Here is a 23,443-nt window from a genome sequence, read left to right as displayed (position 1 = left end):
GACGAGAGGCGTAAAGAACACGTCTCCCGACAGGCAATATTACTGGTATGTGAAATTCACCGTGACGGCGCTCTTAAAATCACCGGCCGTTGGCGTACCATGGGGTGAGTACATTCTTGCCCCAATTGATAACAAACCGGCATGAGTCTCCGTCTGAACCGGGAAAGAATAACTCACGCCGTTGGCCAGATTCACCAGCGCTTTACCATCGATATTAAAAAGTTGTAACCCAATATCTTTTGCCCCATCAGCCATTTCGTTAGCATAAATCGCATTGGCATAAGCCGGATCGTCGGTATAGGGCATACCGGTAAAACTCACCGTTGCCCGAGTCAACTGGGGAGAACATTGCGACAACTTCAACGCCACGACCATCGTACTGCTGTTCCCACCAGGAACCGACAGATCCTGACGTGATATTTGCCCCAGACTGACCTCCTGCGGCACCTCAACCTGACAGGAAGAGGCGATGATCGTCCCGGTGACCTGCACCTGAACCACACTTGAAGCATCGAAAGCCAGTAATTTACCCGAAGGGATAACGCACAAGGCCATCAAAGCAACGGCACTGGCCAGGTTTACGCGGTTAGTGACATTTTTCATGCAGAATCGCGACTCCGGATACAGTTTTCTCTTTCGGCAAAACGTAGCTAACAGCGCAACGATTCTGGTTACCGTTGCCCCAGGCCGCAATTAATGTGCCTCGTTCGTTTAACCCGGTTAAATAGACCAGTCCTTCATCTCCAACAATGGCACTGCGAGTCTGGGAAAGGTCATCCTTGTTATCTGAAGTGCTCACCGTTGTTCCAAACGGTACCGGTTTATTGTTTTCCTGAACCAACGTAAAAAGGACACGATTGCCGACGCTGGTGTTGTAACCCGCTTCAACCACTGCGCCACGAGTGGGGATCACATTCTTACTGGTTTCTTCTAATTCAACATCCGTGCTTTCCAGATGTTCGGTATCCAGCGATATGTTGTTTTTATGATAGGGGTTGGCATAAGGCACGATGGCAAAGCCCTGCTTATCCGTTTTAATGCCGGACTGGCTGGCGACAGGAACGTTGGCCGCACCGTTAGCATTAACTAATACCACCGTGTCATTAAAAGGCTGAGAAAGCGTAATGCCATGTTGATGTACCACTACGCCACCTTGAATACCGTAGTTCACTCGCTGGGCGTTATTATCATACGAATATCCACCGCTCATATCGGCATAACGACTTTTATAGCCAGCGGCAATGCTACCGTTAGTTTTATGATCGGCGTCTGAGTACCCTTCCTGCACACTCCAGTTCAGTGAATGGTCGTAAAATGCCGAGCCTGAAGCATTGACGTTATATGTTGTCGGGCCATTTTTTTCACTGTTCATGCTATAGCTGACACTCGAACCCGGCAGGTATTTATCCAGTGGAATGCTGATATTGAACGAGACCTGACGATCGTCATTTCGGCTATTAGACGGGCCGTCATCGTTTTTATTCAGGTTATAAACATAGTTAAAACCGTAGCTTATACCGTTCCAGCTATTGTTATAGCTCAGACTCAGAGAGGTGGTCCGGCTATGATCCCAATAGTTTTCATTTATATAGCTGGCTGATACAGAGCCATACACAATATCCTGTGTCAGTGATAACTCCGTACGATTACGGCGTCGGTCATTCGTTTCATCTTCCTGGTACGAATCCAGCGCCTCAGATAAGGAATAATATCCACTGGTAGAATAGCGATATCCCGCAACAGCGAGGTTTGTCCCCGTAAGCAAAAAGTTCTTACTGTAGCGCACACGTAATGACTGACCGTTTTCATCTGACAACTTTTCTGTGCCTGTGGAGGCATCCGTGATATTTACCCTGGCCCTGGCATGAGTAACATCAGCCGATATTGCACCAATATCTCCCATGTTAAGACCGAGTCCCACCACAACAGAGGAATAGCCGATGTTGGTTTGTTGCACCCCGCCATAAGCTGTCATCCCCCAGGGCAAGCCATAAATACCGCTTATCTGGCTAAAACTCGCCTCTTTATTACCGCCATTTCGGGTTTGCCCGCCGGTCAGACTGTAATTAATACTTCCTTCCCGGTGTAAAACAGGCAACGATGCATATGGGACCACCATATGTTGTTCAGAACCATCGGACTCTTTGATCGTGACATCCATATCCCCACCGCTACCTGTCGGGTAGAGATCATTAATCACAAAAGCCCCCGGTGCCACCGTGGTCTTATAAATACTGTGACCGTTCTGATTAACCGTCACTTCAGCATTGGTCCGGGCAATACCGCGGATCACCGGCGCATAACCTTTCAGGCTATCCGGTATCATGTTCTCATCTGAAGCCAATTGGACGCCACGAAAAGTAATGCTATCGAAAACATCGTTTGACGTATTACTGTCTCCCAGCGTCAACTGACTGCGCAGTGATTTAATATCCCGCGAGATATAGTTATAAACCGAATCCCATTCGTTTTTACCCTGGTTGTCATGATTCCATGTGGAGTAATTACGAATGCGCCATGGACCGATATTTACACCAGGGCGAAAGTTCCCATACTGATTTGTATTGGTTTGCTGGCCCGTACCTCGCTGCATCGTTGTTGAGCCGGTCATACTATAGTTAAGTAAAAATGCATTGATACCCTCATCCCACTTTTCAGGAGGAATATAGTCACGAATCTGATTCGCCAATGCAGATTGCGGTATGCTTAAATTTAATCTCTGAACATTAAATTTAAACTCGGCGCGGGCATCAGCTATTGCGGATAAGTCCGCACACTGGCTTCCTTCAGCGGTCAGTGCGGGATACCTGGCGGTATTGACTCCCCAACTGTTAAGTTGTTCAACAGTTAAGCATGGCATCAGAGTATCGGATTCCTCGGGAGGCTGGCTGTGTACAAACTTAATTTCCAAAGAGTCTACCTGCTGATTATTGACAAAAACGTCAACACGGTACATCCCTGGAGCCTGATGCCCTTTTTCGAAAATCGACAAATCTACCGCGGATATAGCGCTATCCGTCATTTCCAGCAAGGCAGGGTTAAAATGCTCTCTGCCAAAGGAATATCCGCTGTAAATCAGGCAAAGTGGCACCATCCATGATACAGAGTAAATGGCTCGGGTGTGATATTGATTATCATCAATATTAAATGGATGTTTGATGCTCATCTCCACCCATTCCAAAATCATTATAAATCTTCCAGCTTAGCTTTCCTCCACTCACCCCCGCAGGCAAATTAAAACTCACCGTAGCATTCGGTCCCACCCATGTTGCACTCTCTACGTTTTTATTATTGATTTTGACCACGGCAAAATTCATATAGTAAGGTGTTGGATTCATCACCTGTAATTTGTGGTCGACTATCCGCCAGTTTAGCTTTTGTGTAAATTGCTCAGGATAAGTTCCTACCAGTTTTGCGGGTCGATAAATAAGCTTCAGGCGCGAATTAACAGCAATTTGAATGCTATTACTGACCGTATCATCATTTGTGGCGGCAATGCCTTTGACGTTGAGCCAATACATACTTTCATGATCTTCCGGCATCGGAAGGCCTGAACGCGCAATACGAAGAACATTTTTATCTCCGGAATCCAGGCGAAACAAAGGCGGTGTAATAATGATGGCTTCTTTACCTGGCGTTGTTGAATCTGCAGGGGTGATCCATGACTGAACCAGGTTCGCGACTTTATCCTTATTTTCAACCGATAATGCTGTCTCTTTCTTTGTTCCTTCAAAGACGACACGGGTACCGCCCACTGTCACACTGGCAATAGCATCAAAAGCAGATGCTGACATTATCAGCATAGCTAACGAAATTTTTAAAACTTTCATCAAGATTCTCTGCATTTAAAAAGTGCCAGAACACTCTGACACTTCGTAAGATTATTCGTAGCTAACGGTATAGGTAACGGTTGTAGAGACATCACCTTTTGTCGGGGTTGCCGCACTGGCAACAAGGCTTGCGGTGTAATCAATATCCAAATCCCCCCCCGCCGCAGGTAAATCAATAGCAGTATTCCCGTCATTATTAATGATGGCCGTATTTTTACTGTCTTTAATTATTACAGCAACGTTTTTTGCCGCATTAGTATCCGTCAAATCGTTTTTGAAATAAGTTTCGTCACCATCCGTTGTTCCACTAAATTTAATAAATGCTTTCGTCGGGACACCTGCACCCGCTGCCGGGCAAGAAGTCAGTGAAATATTAAAAATTTTCGGCGCACCTGTTTGCCCCTTGATTGCAATATCTGTCGCTGCAGTATCCCCAAGGTCCAGTGTTGCTACACCACCATTAACAGAAACAGTACAGGCGGAATCGATAACCTTACCAGTAAATATTATTTTATTGTCTGCATTAACTGTAAATGGGACAGATAGAAATAAAACACTAACGATCAGTGTTTTGTTGAATTTAAAATTCATAAAAACTCCAGGCGATAATTTGTCTTTAGATAATATTAAAATGAGATTTACACGTTCTCATTGCCACAGTTTAGATGATTTAATAGGCACTAAGGAATCAGCGCATTCTCTTTTAAGAGATGGTTTACAGTGCAGATGTCTCTTTTTAGACTTGATTTTACATTTCAATAACCATTAGTTTTAAAAAATTTAAAATCATTATGGCAATACCATATTTGAATGCAGATTAGATTCAATTCGCTATTTTTTACAAAGTGACGCGTTAGATTTATTAATGTTAAATCAGAAATTTTAAATCTGTTTATTGATAACATGAATGCAACATATCAAATCAGCGCAAGGCAAATATTACCACTGCCTTATGTACTTTATGATTTAAAGAGTATTTTTAATTTATAGAATGAAATTAAATTGCTACACTTTAAGATGATATCAATAAATTCCATCTGAGAAAGTCATAAGATATATAGTGACATTATATTTATTTTGATAAATATACATTTATTAAAATAAGCAATTCTTCATTTAGATTCTTACGCTATTAATACTATCATATAAAAACTCCACTAAATTAACATCCACAAAAACTATGTCGGGAGAATTGTTAATAACCAAAGGTATGCAAGGATACACATTTGGCTTCCCCTCCTCCAGAGCAAGTACAACTTCATCTTCTGAAAAGATGCTAAAGTCATATAAATCAAGGTACCAGTCACAGTATTCATCAAAAGAATTCAGCACTCTGCCGGGTTGATTTTTGATTGAATCATTTAAGATATTCATATTTAATTCACTCACAGACTCATCTCCCTTTCTGTTGTTAAAAGACACTACCAGAAGGTAACAATATATGAGCCAGGTAATGATTGGCATTTGTTTTTAGTCTCAAATGAGACTATGGCATCATTAATAAAATGAATATTCACAAATCGTTAAATATCTAATTAACATCGTCCCCCATATAAAATGAGATAACGCTATTTAATTGTATGGCATGTTTTATTATGCCAAGCCAGAAGTGACTATTGCCGGTTATTTATACAGGTGTTTGTATGTCCACTTTATGGGTCAAGAAGCGCCAAATCAGAAATCATTTCTGTAAATAGACTAACAGAACGCTATAACTGATTATTTATCAAGGAAAAGTTGAGTTTGGTAGATTTCAGGGGAGTGTGTCTGGAGCGGGCGAAGGGCATAGTACAAATCACAGATAAACCAGCAAACAAGGCGATGTAGTGAGTTATATTTCTATACACACGCACCCTTCGCTTCACTGTTCTCGCTAATCGATATCACCGGCCAATTATCGGTGATACGGCTGGTGGCCAGAACACCATTCGCCTGGCTGGCAACCTGAACAAATCTATACATGCTGGACTCCGAGAACCTTATCAAATGTCATCAGGTACGCATGCCAAAACCTTAGGATTTCTTAGCATCGGCAACGCCTGAAACCTTAATAAATCTATGTCCCCCCCCTCCCCCAATTTTGCGCAAAGATTTTCTGTTTTTTGTGCAGTGGAATTTTTTAATTTCGCGGGTGTAAAAATTCGACCAAGCGGGCCATTACACTGGCTATGGCTTCCAGAGATTTTCCGCCCCCTCCCTCACCAACTTTTCACCGTTCACCTGAATGATTTACGCGAAGATATCAGTTATGTGGATGATGGTTAATTCATTCCAATCAATCATTACATTTACACAACTTGTTGAGCGGTATGGTTATGGAAATTCACGCATCAACAAGGAGTTATCAAAATGGCTATTCCCGCACACCTGTTTCTTAAGGACGACGGTGGTGCACTGATTAAGGGTTCATCCGACGTACGGGATCGTGAAGGAAGTATTGAAGTTCTGAGCTTTACTCATGGCCTGCATATCCCTGTAGATGGGAACACAGGAAAACAAACGGGTACACGTGTACATGGTGCGTTCACTATTGGTAAAGAGTTCGACAGCTCATCAACCTATCTGTACAAAGCTGCAGCCACTGGCCAGACGCTTAAATCTGCTGAGATGAAATGGTACAGAATTAACGACGCAGGACAAGAAGTGGAATACTTCAACATGCTGCTGGAGAATGTGAAGGTTGTGGCAATCACTCCGGTAATGAATCACTGCAAAGATCCGAGTATGCAGCACCTGAATCATATGGAATACGTCGATCTCCGCTATGAAAAAATCACCTGGAAGTTCTGTGATGGCAATCTGGTGTACTCAGACGCCTGGAACGAACGGACAACCGCTTAAGACGGAGATGACCGATGTCACGGCTTTCTTTTGACGCTGCAACGCACGAAATAACTCTTTTGGGTAGTGACGGATCTGTGATTGGTAAGTGGTCGGCCTATAACAATGTCGATTCTCATGCGACGATCCGCCATATTCATAATGGAACGTATGAAATTCAGGACCGAAGTTCACCACACCGACACACACCAGATCCAAACGGCCCTTATGGGTCATACGGAATTATTCGGTTTAACGTCCCGGGACATCCCGGTATTGGTGTTCATTCCGGGAGAGCTAATGCACGTTTTAGACCCGGCCCACCACATGCGACTATGGGCTGCATCCGCACAACAGATGAAGCCATGAGTAAAATAAAAGACTACATGGCGACATCATCGCTTAGTACGATTGAAGTGCTGAATAACAGCGGCCCGTCAGCTGTAGGCTCAACACACCGTAACGAAAATAAAATCTATCATGGCGTGAGGACTTATTTTTTATGAAGGTATTAGCTTCACTGCTTTCCGTTTTTATCCTGATTGCAGGTAACGCAGTAGCAGCGGAGTGTTCGCCCAAAGACGCGGAAGCGGCCGATCTTGCCGTTGACCACCTCACAACATGGCAGACAGTTAACGATTATTTTAATCATTATCGTCAGTGTGATGATGGAGATATTGCGGAAGGGAGTTCCGAGGCGGTTATTCGGTTACTGGCAGATAAATGGGAAACATTACCTAATCTGGATAAGATTATTGCAAAAAATCCTCCGCTGAAAGGTTGGGTGTTAGACCACATAAACACCACGCTTGATACGGATGATTTGTTCAACGTAGAAAAACTGGCAACTTCCCAATGTCCTTCCTCAGGTGAATCTCTCTGTAAAGAAATCGCCAGTTCAGCGCACGAAGCCGCCACTGGTAATTAAATAAAAGCCCGCATACCTGTAGCGGGCCTGTTTCACCACTCCCCCCACCATCAGAACGGGATTTCATCGTTTGGCGGTGTCTGGTCGAAATCATCGAAGTCTGCTGCTGGTCGTTGTTCCTGCGCCCGCCGCAGCTCACCGGGACGTAAACCTGTCAGAACCTGTAACCTCATTACTGTTTTGACAAGAAAGCTATCACTGTACGTATTGAGGACACGGAAAAACTCCGCCAACTCGTCTGATTTCAAAAAGGCGTAATGCTCTTTTTTGTGCGGTGCAAACGCGCTCACTAAATCAGGCGCAGGATTATACTCAGCCCTTCCAGTCACAATGGCATAGCGCCAGACCTCACCACAGCGCTGGCGGACTTTGCGCAGTTTCTCTGTAGCCCCTCTCCCATCGAGCAAAGAGAGCACCCCCATTAGCTCCATTGGCTTAATTTCAGCAATAGGCCGATTGCCAATATATGGGAACACGTCAATTTCGAACGTTTTAATCATCTCTTCTGCGTAGGATGCAGACCAGCGGTCAAATCGCTTAATACCACTCGCGGGCAATCGCCTCGAAAGTATTGCCGATCTCGGTCTGCCGGTCTTGCTTTTCCCGCTTTCGCACCTCACTGGAGTTTATACCGGTGACCACCAGCTTTTTGGCTTCATCACGTTTTTGTCTGGCATCAGTCAAAGATATTAACGGGTACGTACCGAGCGATAGCATTTTGGGCTTTCCGTCGAAACGGTACCGGAAGCGCCACCCTTTCGAGCCGTTCGACTCAACAAGCAGTGACAGGCCATTGCCATCAATTTGTATGCATAGATTTCCCTAGAACCATGTAGAGCTTGAAAATATCAAATCAGCCTGAGATGTTTATGTTTACTGGGTTTTGTAGGAGTTAAGAGAACTTGAGAAAGGTGTGTCTGGAGCGGGCGAAGGGAATCGAACCCTCGTATAGAGCTTGGGAAGCTCTCGTTCTACCATTGAACTACGCCCGCTTTGGAGTGCGTGAGGCATTATAAACCTTACGCTCTTGATGGCAAGGGAGAGACCTGCTGACTGGCGATTAATTCGCCGTCAGCATTTTGGCTTACTGCCCTGCGGCGGCAAATAGCGCAGGGGATCTATGGCCGTCGCACGATAACGAATCTGGAAATGCAACCGCACGGATGCCGCATCCGTGCTGCCCATCGTGGCGATCTTCTGCCCCGCCTTCACGCTTTGTCCGTTATTCACCAGCATGGTGTCATTGTGCGCATAAGCGGTAATGTAATCTTCACTGTGTTTAATCATGATGAGATTACCGTAGCCGCGCAGTTGATTGCCAACGTAGACCACCTTCCCGGCACCTGCGGCATAAACTGGCGTGCCACGGGCGGCAGAAATATCGATCCCTTTATTTCCGCCATCTGCCGTCGAGTAAGGCAAAATTACCTTCCCGCTGGCAGGCCACACCCAACAACGCTGACCAACAGGCGGCCAGGAGGATTGCGGTACAGAAGAAGAGGAGCTTGCCGTGACCGTTTTCGTGGAGGATTTTTTACTGGTTTTGGTTGAGGCGGTTTTCGATCCACCGAGCTTCAGCTTTTGGCCCACTTCAATGGTATACGGCGGCGAAATGCCGTTCAGACGCGCAAGGTCTTTGACGCTTGTACCGGTGGTACGTGAAATCCGGTAAAGCGTATCCCCCCGTTTCACCGTGTAAACGGCGCCAGAATACGATCCGGAATCCGACGATTTGCTCCCCGAGCAGCCTGCCATTAACAGTCCCGCACAAAGCAGCATCGCAATACCCAGGCTATTTTTCTTCAGGCGTCCTGCGCTCAAAACCGTTCCTCGCAACATTCACAGACGTCATATGATAGCAGCCCTAATCCGGATGCCAAATTTATTGCGTCGGTATAAGAAGGGAGCAGGCAGCCTGAAAAAGGCTATCACCCTCTCTAACGGTGTATCACAATGAGTTGATTAAACTCATAATGATACGCAGGCACTCCGTTTCCACTGGCTTATCTTGCCTCTTATCAGACCATACTTTTACCCTCGTCACACTTCCCTGCTCTCACGGCCCTACTTTGCGTATCTGGCGTATTTCTTGCCTGATTTTACGGTTGTTCAGGAACCAAATTGTCAAACCGAGGGGACATTTATGAATGCACGGGAAGCAACCGCAACCGGTGAATCATGTATGCGCGTAGATGCCATCGCGAAAGTGACCGGGCGGGCTCGATATACCGATGATTACATGATGGCAGGGATGTGTTACGCCAAATACGTTCGCAGCCCAATAGCTCATGGTTATGTCGCCAGTATTCACTGTGACGAGGCGAAAAATCTGCCCGGCGTGCTGGCGATTTTTACCTGGGAAGATGTCCCTGATATTCCCTTCGCAACGGCGGGGCACGCGTGGACGCTTGATGAAAACAAACGCGATATTGCCGATCGTTTCCTGCTGACCCGTCATGTTCGCCATCATGGCGATGCGATTGCGATTGCGGTCGCAAGGGATGAACTCACCGCAGAAAAAGCAGCACGCCTGGTGCGTGTGGAATGGGAAAAATTCCCGGTGATTACCACCCCGGAAGCGGCACAGGCTCCGGATGCCGTCCAGATTCACTCTCGCGGTAACGTGCTAAATCGCAGTGAAATGAATACAGGTGATGTCCAACAGGCCATTGACGCTGCAGATTTCCAGATCCAGGGACATTACCAGACACCGGTTGTTCAACATTGCCACATGGAAAGCATCACCTCCTTGGCCTGGATGGAAGATGACACCCGTATTTCCATCGTCTCAAGCACCCAGATCCCACATATTGTCCGCCGGATTGTAGGGCAAGCGCTCGACATTCCATGGTCATGCGTGCGGGTCATCAAACCGTACATCGGCGGTGGATTTGGCAACAAACAAGATGTGCTGGAAGAACCGATGGCAGCCTTCCTGACCCGCAAACTGGGTGGTATTCCGGTGAAAGTTTCCCTCAGTCGCGAAGAGTGTTTCCTCGCCTCCCGCACCCGCCATGCGTTTACCATTGAGGGTCGGATGGGGGTGAACCGTGATGGTACGTTGAAAGGCTACAGTCTGGATGTTCTGTCTAACACCGGCGCCTATGCCTCTCACGGACATTCGATCGCTTCTGCTGGCGGCAACAAAGTCGCATATCTCTATCCACGCAGCGCTTACGCATACCGATCCACAACCTGCTACACCAACCTCCCCTCCGCAGGCGCGATGCGTGGCTACGGCGCCCCGCAGGTTATCTTTGCCGTGGAGTCGCTACTGGATGATGCGGCAACAGCGCTGGGGCTCGATCCGGTAGAGATTCGGCTGCGTAATGCAGCCCGCGAAGGCGACATAAACCCTATTACCGGGAAACGTATCTACAGTGCCGGTCTCCCGGCGTGTCTGCAAAAAGGCCGCGAGTTGTTTGACTGGGATGCTCGCCGCGCGGCGTGCCAGCATCAACAGGGCGCTATCCGTCGCGGAGTTGGCGTCGCCTGTTTCAGCTACACCTCTAATACCTGGCCGGTCGGCGTGGAGATTGCTGGCGCTCGTCTGCTCATGAATCAGGATGGAACTCTCCATGTTCAGAGCGGGGCCACGGAAATTGGTCAGGGAGCCGATACCGTATTCTCGCAGATGGTGGCCGAAACGGTCGGCGTACCGGTTCGCGATGTACACGTCATTTCAACACAGGATACGGATATTACGCCTTTTGACCCTGGCGCATTTGCCTCGCGCCAAAGCTATGTCGCCGCGCCAGCCTTACGCAAAGCGGCATTACAACTCAGAGATAAAATCCTCAGCCATGCCGCAGACATGTTGCATCAGTCAGCGATGGCGCTGACGCTAACCGGAGGAAACATTGTACTGACCGAACGCCCGGACGCGCCTTTGCTGTCGTTAAAAGACGTGGCGATGGATACCTTTTACCACCCGGAGCGCGGTGGTCAACTGTCAGCAGAATGCTCAGTGAAAACAACCACTAACCCACCGGCATTTGGTTGTACCTTCGTCGATCTGAGCGTCGATCTTGCGCTGTGCAAGGTTACGATCAACCGAATTCTTAATGTTCATGATTCCGGTCATATTCTGAATCCTCTCCTGGCTGAGGGGCAGGTTCATGGTGGAATGGGAATGGGGATCGGCTGGTCGCTCTTTGAAGAGATGATTATTGATGCTGAAAGCGGCATGGTCCGTAATCCCAATCTCCTCGATTACAAAATGCCCACAATGCCCGATCTGCCGCCGCTGGAAAGCGCCTTTGTCGAAACGTATGAACCGCAATCCGCCTATGGACATAAATCTCTTGGCGAACCGCCGATTATCCCGGTTGCCGCCGCCATTCGTAACGCGGTGAAAATGGCGACAGGCGTGGCTGTTAATACGTTGCCTCTGACACCAAAACGTCTGTTTGAGGAATTCCATCTGGCAGGTCTGATTTGAGGATAACACCATGTTTGACTTTGCTTCTTACCACCGTGCTGCTGACATTGCCGATGCGCTCCACCTGCTGTCGCGCCATCCACAGGCGACGTTGCTCGCAGGCGGAACCGACGTGTTGATTCAACTGCATCATCACAATGCGCATTACCGGCATATTGTCGATATCCATCGTTTGCCAGAACTGCAGGGAATCACACTGACAAAAGAGAAGGGATTACGCATCGGCTCGGCGACCACCTTCACTGAACTGATCGAGCACCCGCTAACGCAACAATATTTGCCTGCCTTGTGCGCTGCCGCCGCGTCCATCGCGGGGCCGCAAATCCGTAACGTCGCAACCTACGGCGGGAATATCTGTAACGGCGCAACCAGCGCAGACTCCGCGACGCCAACCTTAATTTATGACGCCTTGCTTGAGATTCGCTCCCCGAAAGGCGTGCGATTCGTCAGCATAAACGGTTTTCATACCGGCCCTGGTAAAGTCGCTCTTGAGCAGAATGAAATTCTCGTCGCCTTTCATTTTCCACCACAGCCTACAGCTCATACAGGCAGTGCGCATTTTAAATATGCGATGCGGGAGGCAATGGATATCTCAACCATTGGCTGTGCGACTCTGTGTCACCTGGATAACGGCAGTCTGAAAGAACTCCGGCTGGCTTTCGGCGTCGCGGCCCCCACGCCAGTCCGCTGCCAGCATGCCGAACGCACGGCGCAACATGCACCATTGACTCAACAAACGCTGGACGCGATTGCCGAATCCGTCCTCCAGGACGTCGCGCCGCGCTCTTCCTGGCGAGCAAGTAAGGAATTTCGTCTGCATCTCATTCAGACAATGACGAAGAAAGTCATTAACGAAGCCGTTATCGCGGCGGGAGGAAAGTGGCAATGAATGACACCAACCGAATCACGCTGGAGTGCGAAATCAATGGCATCCCTTTTCAACTCAGCATCAAGCCCGGCATGCCGCTCTCTGAATTACTGCGCGAACAGGGATTACTGAGCGTAAAACAGGGCTGTGGCGTGGGTGAATGCGGCGCCTGCACGGTCCTGGTTGACGGCACGGCCGTTGACAGTTGCCTCTATCTCGCGGTGTGGGCAGCGGGAAAACAGATCCGCACGCTGGAAGGGGAATCCGTCGACGGTCAACTTTCCCGGGTGCAGAAGGCTTATGCCACTTCCGGCGCCGTTCAATGCGGTTTTTGCACCCCAGGATTGATCATGGCGACCACCGCAATGCTGAACAAACCGCGAGATAAGCCCTTGACCATTCTGGAGATCCGGCGCGGACTGGCGGGAAATCTGTGCCGCTGCACCGGATACCAAATGATCGTTGATACCGTACAGCACTGCCTCGCACCAGAGGAACCGCGTTAAGCGTTCAGCAACTCATACTTTTTGATCTTACGATAAAGCGTTGCGATACCGATGCCCAACTCATCCGCCACCTGTTTTTTATTCGAGTGGCGAGATAAGGCATCGCGGATCATCTGCTTTTCCATCTCTTCCAGCGCAGTGCCGCCTGCTTCCTCCGCGAGCGGATGCGCCATGTGAGTGGCAATGCCAGCAGACACCGGCGCTTTACCATTATTGATAAGATTCGGCGGTAGCAGCGTACTGTCAATCACTTCACCTGAGGGGACAACGTTTACCAGATACTCCATCAGATTGCTTAATTCACGAAGGTTACCCGGCCATTGATGGTGTCTGAGCAGCGCCACAACATCAGGCGCAATCCCCGGATAAACCAATCCCAAACGACGCGTATGCAGATGCAGAAAATAGTGAATCAGCAGCTCAATATCATCCTGCCGTTCACGCAATGGCGGCAAGGTCACCGGGATGACATTCAGCCGGTAGAAAAGATCTTCGCGGAATTTACCTTCAGCGATGAACTGCCCAAGATTTTGGTTGGTCGCTGAAATAATGCGAATATCGACCTGAACCGGACAGCTCGCGCCAATGGGCAAAACCTCTCTTGCTTCAATGGCCCTTAATAGTTTCGCCTGGAGCATCAACGGCATATCGCCGATTTCATCGAGAAATAACGTGCCGCTGTTTGCCGCCTGGATCAGGCCGGTTTTCCCATTAGCAGAAGCCCCCGTAAATGCGCCTTTAACATAGCCAAACAGCTCACTTTCCAACAGTGGTTCGGGGATTGCGGCGCAGTTAATGGCAATAAAGGGCTTATTGCGACGCTCACTCAGTTTGTGAATCGCCCGGGCAACCACCTCTTTCCCGGTGCCGCTTTCCCCCACAATCATGACGCTGGACGGGCTGGGCGCAATACGAGCAATCAACTGCTTAAGCTGACGCATGACCCGACACTCGCCCACCAGTTGCTCAATATGCGGCTCATCCGGGGCAATCGATACGGCGGAACTGGTATGCGACTGATGAAAGGCCATCAGAAATAATTGCCGTCCCTGAACGTGATGCAACTGGCCAATAATCAATTCGTTTTTATCATCCCAGGAGACAATATGCTGCATATGTCCGTGGGTGAAATGACTCTCATAGGTTAATGGCCGGAACCGGACGGATTTTCCCACCATATTATTCTGTACGACGCCAAGAATTTTCAGCGCCGTCTGATTAGCGAACTGAACACGATTATCTTCGTCAATGACCAATACACCTTGATCCATATTCTCAATCATTGTCGAAAATATTTTACTGATGCTGTCACTGCCACTCTGATCTTCAAGAAGTTTCGACACAAAAATGGTGGATATATGACGCACATAATCGGAAAACTCGTGCAGGTTATCATTGATATGCTCCTGCTGCTCATGCGTCACGGCAATCAAACTGATCACGCCCACACAACGATCCTGAAGAATCACTGGCGTGCCAAGAAACGCTTTCTCACGACAATTCTCCTTGTTGTCACATCCCTCACAAAGCGGATCGAAGCGGGAGTGTGTTACCACCTTTTCTTTCTTTGTTTCAAGCACATATTTCAGCAACCTCGAGTTACCGCTCAGCGGCCGGCCAAGGAATTTTCCATACGCGCCGGTTCCCGCCACGCGACAGAGGCTCTCATCGACAATCTCAACTTCAAGCTGTAATACGCTGGCAAGCATTCTGGCAAAGCGCTGAATTGTCGGTTGAATCTGCATCAAAACGGATTGCGTTGTTGCAAGCACCATAGTATTACCTTCCGGAATCACTTAACTAATTGATCGTTGAAGACATTGATGGTTCGTAGAATATAAGGATACTAACTCAGCCCCAATTTGCTTTGATAAAAACACAGGATGTTTATCATTTTATAATAAAAATATGGAAGAGAAATCACATTTCCATATCAATATGAGAATCCTCAAGGCAAATTTATCAAACTGGTGGCATTGGCTCTTTTTTAAGGGATTAATCTGTCAACAGGAGAAGAGGTAAATTATTCTGGTTATGAAGCCAAACGTTTTCGTATATTTCATCCCAATTTAAAGCGCACAATATCTGTGATAAAGACCACAGATTGCTTTATTAATTCACGTTTATTGACCGTCAGACTCATTTTGGCATGTTTATTGTTAGTCCCTGGTATCGCGGTAATGCCTTCGCCCTTACCACGAAAAAGCTACCTTGCCGTCACTCCACTACCGGGACCTTACAATGAAAACTGTTAATGAGCTGATAAAGGATATCAATTCGCTGACCTCAAACCTCCACGAGAAGGATTTTTTGTTAACGTGGGAACAGACGCCGGATGAACTCAGACAAGTCCTGGACGTCGCCGCTGCGCTGAAGATGCTGCGAGCTGAAAATATCGCGACGAAAGTCTTCAATAGTGGTTTAGGAATCTCTGTATTCCGTGATAACTCCACTCGTACCCGCTTCTCTTATGCCTCCGCCCTTAACCTGCTCGGTCTCGCTCAGCAGGATCTTGATGAAGGGAAATCGCAAATCGCCCACGGTGAAACTGTCCGCGAGACGGCCAATATGATCTCTTTCTGCGCTGACGCAATTGGTATTCGCGACGACATGTACCTTGGCGCAGGCAATGCCTATATGCGTGAAGTCGGCGCCGCGCTCGACGACGGCTACAAGCAGGGCGTGTTGCCGCAGCGCCCGGCGTTAGTCAACCTGCAATGTGATATTGACCACCCGACGCAGGCGATGGCCGATCTGGCCTGGTTGCGTGAGCACTTTGGCTCACTGGAAAACCTCAAGGGCAAAAAAATCGCCATGACCTGGGCTTACTCCCCCAGTTACGGTAAGCCCCTCTCCGTACCGCAGGGGATTATCGGCCTGATGACCCGCTTTGGCATGGATGTCACCCTCGCGCATCCGGAAGGCTACGACCTGATCCCGGACGTGATTGAAGTGGCGAAAAACAATGCTCATGCCTCCGGCGGCAGCTTCCGCCAGGTCACCAGTATGGAAGAAGCGTTCAAAGACGCCGATATCGTCTATCCGAAGTCATGGGCGCCGTACAAAGTGATGGAAGAACGTACCGAACTGCTACGCGCCAACGATCATGCCGCCCTGAAAGAGCTGGAAAGACAGTGCCTTGAGCAGAATGCGAAGCATAAAGACTGGCACTGCACCGAAGAAATGATGCAACTCACCCGCGATGGCGACGCGCTGTATATGCACTGCCTGCCTGCGGATATCAGCGGCGTCTCCTGCAAAGAGGGGGAAGTTGCCGAAACGGTATTCGAAAAATACCGCATCGCCACTTACAAAGAAGCCAGTTGGAAGCCCTATATCATCGCCGCGATGATCCTCTCCCGCAAATATCCGAAGCCTGGCGTGGTGCTGGAGCAACTGTTGAAAGCCGCGCAACCGCGCATCAAATAACCCCTGAGCCGACCCGCCGGTCGGCTCTCCTTTTCGGAGGCCAAAAGGATAGGATATGTCCGTTTTCTCATTGAAGATCGATGTTGCCGATAATCAGTTTTATAACGGTGAAACGTCGCCCCTCTTTTCACAAAAACAGGCTAAAACCGCGCGCCAGTTCCACCAAAAAATCACCGGCTATCAGCCTACCCCTCTGTGCGCGCTCGACTGCCTTGCCAATCTGCTCGGCGTGAAAAAAATAGTCGTCAAAGATGAATCAAAACGCTTTGGGCTGAACGCTTTCAAAATGCTCGGTGGCGCATATGCCATCGCCCAACTGCTGTGCGAGAAATATCATCTTGATATTGAAACGCTCTCGTTCGAACACCTCAGAAACGCTATTGGCGAGAAAATGACGTTTGCCACTACCACTGACGGCAACCACGGTCGCGGTATCGCCTGGGCTGCACAGCAGCTCGGACAGCATGCCGTGATTTACATGCCGAAAGGTTCCGCCCAGGAACGTGTGGACGCCATTCTCAAGCTCGGCGCAGAGTGCATCGTCACGGATATGAACTATGACGATACCGTCCGCCTGACCCTGCAACATGCCCAACAGAACGGCTGGGAAGTGGTGCAGGATACCGCCTGGGAAGGCTACACAAAAATTCCCACCTGGATTATGCAAGGCTACGCCACGCTGGCCGATGAGGCCGTGGAGCAAATGCGCGCAATCGGCGTCACGCCCACTCACGTGCTGTTACAGGCAGGCGTTGGCGCGATGGCGGGCGGGGTGCTGGGCTATCTGGTTGATGTCTATGGTCCACAAAATCTGCACAGCATTATCGTCGAACCGGACAAAGCCGACTGTATTTATCGTTCCGGCGTGAAAGGCGAAATCGTCAACGTCGGCGGGGATATGGCGACCATCATGGCCGGTCTGGCCTGTGGCGAACCGAACCCGCTCGGTTGGGAAATCCTGCGCAACTGCGCCACACAATTCATCTCCTGCCAGGACAGCGTCGCAGCGCTGGGCATGCGCGTGCTCGGCAATCCCTGCGGCACCGATCCGCGCGTGATCTCCGGTGAGTCAGGCGCAGTCGGTCTGGGCGTTCTGGCCGCTGTTCATTATCACCCGCAACGTCAGGCCCTTATGGACAAACTGGCGCTGGATAAAGACGCCGTTGTGCTGGTCATCAGTACCGAAGGCGATACCGATGTTAAGCACTACCGTGAAGTGGTTTGGGAAGGCAAACATCCGGTCGCACCGTAACCCCTATTGGAACAGGCTCCCCAGGAGAGACGGGAGCGCACACTGGAGAAAAGAAATGGCTAAGCACATTCCCTTTAAACTGATTCTGGAAAAAGCACACGACTACAAAGAAGACATGACGCGCTTCCTGCGCGACATGGTTGCCATTCCCAGCGAAAGCTGCGATGAAAAACGCGTTGTCCATCGTATCAAACAGGAAATGGAGAAAGTGGGATTCGATAAAGTCGAGATCGATCCTATGGGTAACATTTTGGGATACATCGGCCACGGCCCGCGCCTTGTCGCGATGGATGCGCATATTGATACGGTTGGTATCGGTAATATCAAGAACTGGAACTTCGATCCCTATGAAGGGATGGAGACTGATGAACTGATTGGCGGGCGCGGTACATCCGACCAGGAAGGCGGTATGGCCTCAATGGTCTATGCCGGGAAAATCATTAAAGATCTCGGTCTGGAAGATGAGTACACGCTGCTGGTGACAGGAACGGTACAGGAAGAAGATTGTGACGGGCTGTGCTGGCAGTACATCATTGAGCAATCGGGCATCCGTCCGGAATTTGTCGTCAGCACCGAGCCAACCGACTGCCAGATCTACCGCGGGCAGCGCGGGCGCATGGAAATCCGCATTGATGTCCAGGGGGTCAGTTGTCACGGCTCCGCTCCGGAACGCGGTGATAACGCCATCTTCAAAATGGGCCCGATTCTCAACGAGTTGCAGGAACTGTCACACCATCTGTCATATGACGAATTCCTCGGCAAAGGCACCCTAACCGTTTCTGAAATCTTCTTCACCTCGCCAAGCCGCTGCGCCGTGGCGGACAGTTGCGCGGTCTCCATTGACCGTCGTCTGACCTGGGGAGAGACCTGGGAAGGCGCGCTGGAAGAGATCCGCGCCCTGCCCGCCGTGAAGAAAGCCAACGCGGTAGTCTCAATGTACAACTATGACCGCCCCTCCTGGACCGGGCTGGTGTATCCAACCGAGTGCTATTTCCCAACCTGGAAAGTGGAAGAAGATCACTTCACCGTCAAAGCACTGGTCAACGCCTACGAGGGACTGTTCGGCAAAGCGCCAGTGGTCGATAAGTGGACCTTCTCCACCAACGGCGTATCGATCATGGGGCGTCACGGTATTCCAGTGATCGGCTTTGGCCCGGGTAAAGAGCCGGAGGCCCATGCGCCAAACGAGAAGACCTGGAAATCGCATCTGGTGACCTGCGCCGCCATGTACGCGGCGATCCCATTATCCTGGCTGGCAACGAAATAACGATCAATCTCCCCCGGCCTGCCGGGGGATTTCTGGAGCTTGCTATGCGTGTGTTGATTAAAAATGGCATTGTCGTTAACGCTGACGGACAGGCAAAACAGGATCTGCTGATTGAAAGCGGCATTGTTCGCCAACTGGATACGGAGATTACACCACCGCCCTCTTGTGAAGTCATCAACGCGGCGGGCTGTTACGTTTTCCCCGGCGGGGTAGATGTACATACGCATTTCAATATTGACGTCGGGCTGGCCCGTAGCTGTGATGATTTTTTTACCGGCACCCGCGCTGCGGCGTGTGGCGGTACAACAACCATTATCGACCATATGGGATTTGGCCCAACGGGCTGTCGGTTACGCCATCAACTGGAGGTCTACCGGGAGTACGCCGCCCATAAAGCCGTCATTGACTACAGCTTTCACGGCGTCATCCAACACGTCAATCACGCCATTCTTGACGAAATCCCGATGATGGTGGAAGACGGCATTAGCAGCTTTAAGCTCTATCTGACCTATCAGTACAAACTCAATGATGATGAAACATTACGGGTACTGCGTCGTCTGCATCACTCCGGCGCGCTGACGACGGTTCACCCGGAAAACGACGCGGCAATCGCCAGTAAACGGGCTGATTTTATCGCCGCAGGGTTAACCGCGCCGCGCTATCACGCCCTGAGCAGACCGCTGGAGTGCGAAGCCGAGGCCATCGGGCGAATGATTAACCTCGCACAAATCGCCGGCAACGCGCCGCTGTATATCGTCCACTTATCCAATGGCCTGGGGCTGGAGTATTTACGACTGGCAAAAGCGAATCACCAGTCGGTGTGGATAGAGACCTGTCCGCAATATCTGTTACTGGATGAACGCCGATATGACGCAGAAGATGGCCTGAATTTCATTCTTAGCCCGCCGTTACGCAACGTTCGCGAACAGGACAAGCTCTGGTGTGGCATCAGCGATGGAACAATCGATGTGGTGGCGACCGATCACTGCACGTTCTCAATGGCGCAACGACAACAGATCTCCGGCGGTGATTTTAGCCGCTGCCCAAATGGGTTACCGGGCGTGGAAAACCGCCTGTCACTGCTCTTTTCGCACGGCGTCATGAGTGGACGCATAACGCCAGAACGCTTTGTTGATTTAACCAGTGCGATGCCCGCCAGGCTGTTCGGCCTGTGGCCGCAAAAGGGACGGCTTGCGCCTGGATCGGATGGCGATGTCGTCATTATCGATCCCCGCCAGCCACACGAGATCCACCATGCCGGGCTGCACGACAACGCCGACTATTCTCCGTGGGAGGGTTTCTGCTGCCAGGGAACGATTGTCAGAACGCTGTCGCGTGGTGAAACGCTCTACTGTGATGGCGTTTTTACAGGGAAAGCGGGTCGGGGTCGCTTCTTACGTCGTAAACCGTTTACGCCGCCCGACATTCGTGAAACAGATAAGTAAGCAGGATAAGTGAGGAAAAATGAGGAAAAAAATAGTTCTCGCCCTGGGGGGAAATGCGCTGGGTGACGATCTGGCCGGACAAATGAAGGCCGTCAAAATCACGGCCCAGGCCATCGTCGACTTAATTGCGCAAGGCCATGAAGTGGTAGTGACTCATGGCAATGGACCGCAGGTAGGAATGATTAATCAGGCATTTGAGGCGGCGTCAAAAACGCAAGCGCACTCGCCCATGTTGCCCATGTCCGTCTGTGTGGCATTAAGTCAGGGTTATATCGGTTACGATCTGCAAAACGCGCTGCGCGAAGAATTGCTCTCACGCGGCATGCACAAACCCGTGGTGACGCTGGTGACACAGGTAGAAGTCGACGCCAACGATCCCGCGTTCCTCAATCCCACCAAACCCATCGGTTCATTCTTCACCAGGCAGGAGGCAGAACAACTGGAGAAGCAAGGCTATACGCTCAAAGAGGATGCTGGTCGCGGCTATCGTCGCGTTGTCGCATCCCCCAGACCCGTGGACATCATCGAGAAAGCGTCCGTCAAAGCGCTGGTTGACGCCGGACAGGTGGTGATTACCGTTGGCGGCGGGGGCATTCCGGTAATTCGTGAAGGCAACCACTTGCGCGGCGCCAGTGCGGTGATCGACAAGGACTGGGCCAGCGCCCGTCTGGCAGAAATGATCGACGCCGATATGCTCATCATCCTGACTGCCGTCGAAAAAGTGGCGATTAACTTTGGTAAAGAAAATGAGCAATGGCTGGACCGCCTGTCGTTGAACGATGCAGAGCGCTTTATCAACGAAGGCCATTTTGCCAAAGGCTCTATGCTGCCAAAAGTGGAAGCCGCCGCGTCGTTTGCCCGCTCCCGCCAGGGTCGGGAAGCGCTCATTACGGTATTGAGCAAAGCGAAAGAAGGGATTGAAGGAAAAACGGGAACCGTGATTTGCCAGTAATGGATGCGTTTATCCCGTAAGTTGCCGGATGACACTGCAAGCGTCTCCGGCAACGCGCTTTACGCGACCTCAAGCACCTCGCTCGTCGATTTTACCCCCTGATGCATCAACATCATCAGCGCTTCCAGCACACCGCCGCCAATGGCTCTCGCCTTATCAGAAACGCTGGTAAAATCAGCCGTCTCACCACGCGGATCGATATCTCCAATCTTAAAGCCCCCCACCACAGCCAGTCCATCGCTTAACAGGCCGCGCACCATGCCAGACAGAGGCGCTTTAATTTCGCTTTCTCCGATCCAGGCGATCACCTCTCCCTCTTCCACCAGATCGCCTAATTTCACCCTGGCGCGCATAATACCTGCGGTAGGCGCACGGATCACCCGTCGTGCGGTATGCCCCATGATATTACCGGGAATGCCGGTATTCTCTTGCGCGCAGCCAGAGTAGATCACCTTCCCCAGCCAGTGTCCGCGATTCGTTTCAATCACCGCATGGCAGTCCTGGCCCGCGGTAAACCCCGGCCCCAGCGCAATGGTCACCGGCGCCATCTCTCTGCGCGTTCCCAGATTTTGTTTTGCCAGAATGGCATCAACGACGCAGACCGGTTTCAACGCGTCAATCAGTGAACCGGCAGGATCAATAAGGACCGGTATAAAACCGCGATCGGCTAAGGCCGCCGCCTCTGCCGATGTCGTTGCCAGACGCGCCGTCACGCCTTCGACGATCATTTCACCGTCAAAAACCGCCTGGGCAAACGCCACACTGCGGCGAATAACCGTCGGTTTTTCCACGTCCAGCATGATCACTTTGAAACCTGCATGGAACAGGCGCAACGCCACACCACTGGCGATATCCCCCGCCCCCCGGATCACGACGCGTTGATGGCCCGATGGGTGCGCCGCTCGCATCATCAATCCACCGGGGGCATTATTTTTAACCTGCAGGATCTCCGCCAATACGCTCACCGCAATCTCCTGCGGTGTTTCGGCACCAATGTTATAGCCTACGGGGGCATGCAGACGGGCGATATGCTCTTCACCGACACCTTTTTCACGCAACTGGCGCAGGAACAGTTGCACCTTACGTCGGCTGGCTAATAAACCAAGCCACGCAATAGGCTGTTCGATTAACCTGTCCAGCGCTTCCCGATCCTGATTATTCGTCGCGATAAGCACAAAGTTGTCTGACCGGATCTCCAGTGCATCCACCGCAGCAGCAAAAGAATCAGCATGTAAGAGGTGTACCGAAGGAGGAAAATTATCCGGATTCAGGCTATCGCGATAAATGTCCGCCACGGCAATATCAAAGCCTAACAGCGCTGCGCTCTGGGCAATCGCCCGGTTCACATGCCCGGCACCGATGAGCACCAGTCGCGGGCGCAGACCATGAACGCTGATGAAGACCGACATTGCGCCGCCGCAATCTGACCCCACGGCATCGGCGCCATTGCGGGCCATTCGACCATGAAACATGCGCGGTTTTCTTTCACGTAGCGCCTGTTGCGCTTCCTCGATCACCTTACGCTCCACCATTCCACCGCCAATCGTTCCAATGACAGATCCATCCTGATGCACTAGCATCTGTGCCGAATGGCGAGGCGTAGAGCCCCGGCTATCGACAATCTGCGCCAGCGCAAAGGGGCAGTTTTGCTCTTCAAGTTTTGCAGCCTCTGTGAAAATATTCATAAGAACCTCGATGGATATCC

General features: G+C 50.4%; 19 protein-coding genes, 1 tRNA gene and 1 pseudogene. 11 read left to right on the top strand and 10 right to left on the bottom strand.

What is annotated here, in order from left to right:
* Nucleotides 1-39: 39 nt before the first annotated feature.
* The 5 genes from WB371_RS08600 to WB371_RS08580 form a co-directional block, all read right to left on the bottom strand.
* Entirely contained in the window at nucleotides 40-603 is a 564-nt protein-coding gene (locus tag WB371_RS08600) for a fimbrial protein (RefSeq protein WP_336219652.1), read from the bottom strand.
* Nucleotides 587-3,166, bottom strand: a complete 2,580-nt coding sequence (locus WB371_RS08595) for a fimbria/pilus outer membrane usher protein (RefSeq protein WP_420704038.1) — start codon at nucleotides 3,164-3,166, stop codon at nucleotides 587-589. The genes WB371_RS08600 and WB371_RS08595 overlap by 17 nt, the downstream gene beginning before the upstream one ends.
* Nucleotides 3,144-3,830 carry a fimbria/pilus periplasmic chaperone gene (locus WB371_RS08590; RefSeq protein ID WP_336219650.1) on the bottom strand — a complete coding sequence of 229 codons (687 nt, stop codon included), beginning with the start codon at nucleotides 3,828-3,830 and terminating at the stop codon, nucleotides 3,144-3,146. Before WB371_RS08590 ends, WB371_RS08595 begins: the two co-directional genes overlap by 23 nt.
* A 51-nt stretch (nucleotides 3,831-3,881) precedes the next feature.
* Complete coding sequence (locus tag WB371_RS08585) at nucleotides 3,882-4,421, bottom strand: fimbrial protein (protein ID WP_336219649.1); 540 nt, start codon at nucleotides 4,419-4,421, stop codon at nucleotides 3,882-3,884.
* Nucleotides 4,422-4,946: 525 nt separating this feature from the next.
* On the bottom strand, nucleotides 4,947-5,219 hold the full coding sequence (locus tag WB371_RS08580; protein ID WP_336219648.1) for a hypothetical protein: 273 nt from the start codon (nucleotides 5,217-5,219) through the stop codon (nucleotides 4,947-4,949).
* A gap of 960 nt (nucleotides 5,220-6,179) precedes the next feature.
* Here WB371_RS08580 and WB371_RS08575 point away from each other — a divergent pair.
* From WB371_RS08575 to WB371_RS08565, 3 genes are read left to right on the top strand one after another with little or no spacing between them, the layout of a single operon-like run.
* A complete protein-coding gene (locus tag WB371_RS08575) occupies nucleotides 6,180-6,671 on the top strand; it encodes an Hcp family type VI secretion system effector (RefSeq protein ID WP_336219647.1) in 492 nt (163 codons plus the stop codon).
* Nucleotides 6,672-6,685: 14 nt separating this feature from the next.
* On the top strand, nucleotides 6,686-7,156 hold the full coding sequence (locus tag WB371_RS08570; protein WP_336219646.1) for a L,D-transpeptidase family protein: 471 nt from the start codon (nucleotides 6,686-6,688) through the stop codon (nucleotides 7,154-7,156).
* Nucleotides 7,153-7,578, top strand: coding sequence for a hypothetical protein (locus WB371_RS08565; RefSeq protein ID WP_336219645.1), 426 nt, complete (start codon nucleotides 7,153-7,155; stop codon nucleotides 7,576-7,578). Before WB371_RS08570 ends, WB371_RS08565 begins: the two co-directional genes overlap by 4 nt.
* Before the next feature lie 89 nt (nucleotides 7,579-7,667).
* On the opposite strand, the pseudogene WB371_RS08560 reads toward WB371_RS08565, so the two are convergent.
* The 3 genes and pseudogenes from WB371_RS08560 to actS form a co-directional block, all read right to left on the bottom strand.
* Nucleotides 7,668-8,379 (bottom strand): annotated as a pseudogene (locus WB371_RS08560) (tyrosine-type recombinase/integrase); the annotation flags it as partial.
* A 117-nt stretch (nucleotides 8,380-8,496) separates the two neighbouring features.
* Nucleotides 8,497-8,570: transfer RNA gene (locus tag WB371_RS08555), tRNA-Gly, on the bottom strand.
* Between the two features lie 79 nt (nucleotides 8,571-8,649).
* Complete coding sequence (gene actS / locus WB371_RS08550) at nucleotides 8,650-9,399, bottom strand: amidase activator ActS (RefSeq protein ID WP_336219644.1); 750 nt, start codon at nucleotides 9,397-9,399, stop codon at nucleotides 8,650-8,652.
* A gap of 322 nt (nucleotides 9,400-9,721) precedes the next feature.
* On the opposite strand from actS, the gene xdhA reads away from it, so the two are divergent.
* From xdhA to xdhC, 3 genes are read left to right on the top strand one after another with little or no spacing between them, the layout of a single operon-like run.
* On the top strand, nucleotides 9,722-12,019 hold the full coding sequence (gene xdhA / locus WB371_RS08545) for a xanthine dehydrogenase molybdenum-binding subunit XdhA (RefSeq protein WP_336219643.1): 2,298 nt from the start codon (nucleotides 9,722-9,724) through the stop codon (nucleotides 12,017-12,019).
* Nucleotides 12,020-12,029: 10 nt separating this feature from the next.
* Nucleotides 12,030-12,908, top strand: a complete 879-nt coding sequence (xdhB, locus tag WB371_RS08540) for a xanthine dehydrogenase FAD-binding subunit XdhB (RefSeq protein ID WP_336219642.1) — start codon at nucleotides 12,030-12,032, stop codon at nucleotides 12,906-12,908.
* A complete protein-coding gene (gene xdhC, locus WB371_RS08535) occupies nucleotides 12,905-13,393 on the top strand; it encodes a xanthine dehydrogenase iron sulfur-binding subunit XdhC (RefSeq protein WP_336219641.1) in 489 nt (162 codons plus the stop codon). Before xdhB ends, xdhC begins: the two co-directional genes overlap by 4 nt.
* Here the strand turns inward: xdhC and WB371_RS08530 are convergent.
* Nucleotides 13,390-15,168: a sigma-54-dependent Fis family transcriptional regulator gene (locus WB371_RS08530; protein ID WP_336219640.1), complete on the bottom strand. Its 1,779-nt coding sequence runs from the start codon at nucleotides 15,166-15,168 to the stop codon at nucleotides 13,390-13,392. The two genes, xdhC and WB371_RS08530, sit on opposite strands and share 4 nt — an antisense overlap.
* A 466-nt stretch (nucleotides 15,169-15,634) precedes the next feature.
* Between WB371_RS08530 and ygeW the strand changes: the two genes are divergently transcribed.
* The 5 genes from ygeW to arcC are packed head-to-tail and all read left to right on the top strand — an operon-like array spanning nucleotide 15,635 to nucleotide 21,738.
* On the top strand, nucleotides 15,635-16,822 hold the full coding sequence (ygeW, locus tag WB371_RS08525) for a knotted carbamoyltransferase YgeW (RefSeq protein WP_336219639.1): 1,188 nt from the start codon (nucleotides 15,635-15,637) through the stop codon (nucleotides 16,820-16,822).
* Nucleotides 16,823-16,877: 55 nt separating this feature from the next.
* Nucleotides 16,878-18,074: a diaminopropionate ammonia-lyase gene (gene dpaL, locus WB371_RS08520; protein ID WP_336219638.1), complete on the top strand. Its 1,197-nt coding sequence runs from the start codon at nucleotides 16,878-16,880 to the stop codon at nucleotides 18,072-18,074.
* Nucleotides 18,075-18,129: 55 nt separating this feature from the next.
* Nucleotides 18,130-19,341, top strand: a complete 1,212-nt coding sequence (locus WB371_RS08515) for a YgeY family selenium metabolism-linked hydrolase (RefSeq protein WP_336219637.1) — start codon at nucleotides 18,130-18,132, stop codon at nucleotides 19,339-19,341.
* A gap of 44 nt (nucleotides 19,342-19,385) precedes the next feature.
* A complete protein-coding gene (gene hydA / locus WB371_RS08510; protein WP_336219636.1) occupies nucleotides 19,386-20,786 on the top strand; it encodes a dihydropyrimidinase in 1,401 nt (466 codons plus the stop codon).
* Between the two features lie 19 nt (nucleotides 20,787-20,805).
* Nucleotides 20,806-21,738, top strand: coding sequence for a carbamate kinase (gene arcC, locus WB371_RS08505; protein WP_336219635.1), 933 nt, complete (start codon nucleotides 20,806-20,808; stop codon nucleotides 21,736-21,738).
* Nucleotides 21,739-21,797: 59 nt separating this feature from the next.
* Here arcC and yqeB read toward each other — a convergent pair whose 3' ends face one another.
* Nucleotides 21,798-23,423 carry a selenium-dependent molybdenum cofactor biosynthesis protein YqeB gene (gene yqeB, locus WB371_RS08500; RefSeq protein WP_336219634.1) on the bottom strand — a complete coding sequence of 542 codons (1,626 nt, stop codon included), beginning with the start codon at nucleotides 23,421-23,423 and terminating at the stop codon, nucleotides 21,798-21,800.
* Between the last annotated feature and the right edge of the window lie 20 nt (nucleotides 23,424-23,443).

It is taken from the genome of Citrobacter amalonaticus, assembly GCF_037053465.1.
In the GTDB taxonomy this organism is placed as follows: domain Bacteria; phylum Pseudomonadota; class Gammaproteobacteria; order Enterobacterales; family Enterobacteriaceae; genus Citrobacter_A; species Citrobacter_A amalonaticus_H.
This window is presented reverse-complemented; position numbering and strand designations above follow the sequence as displayed.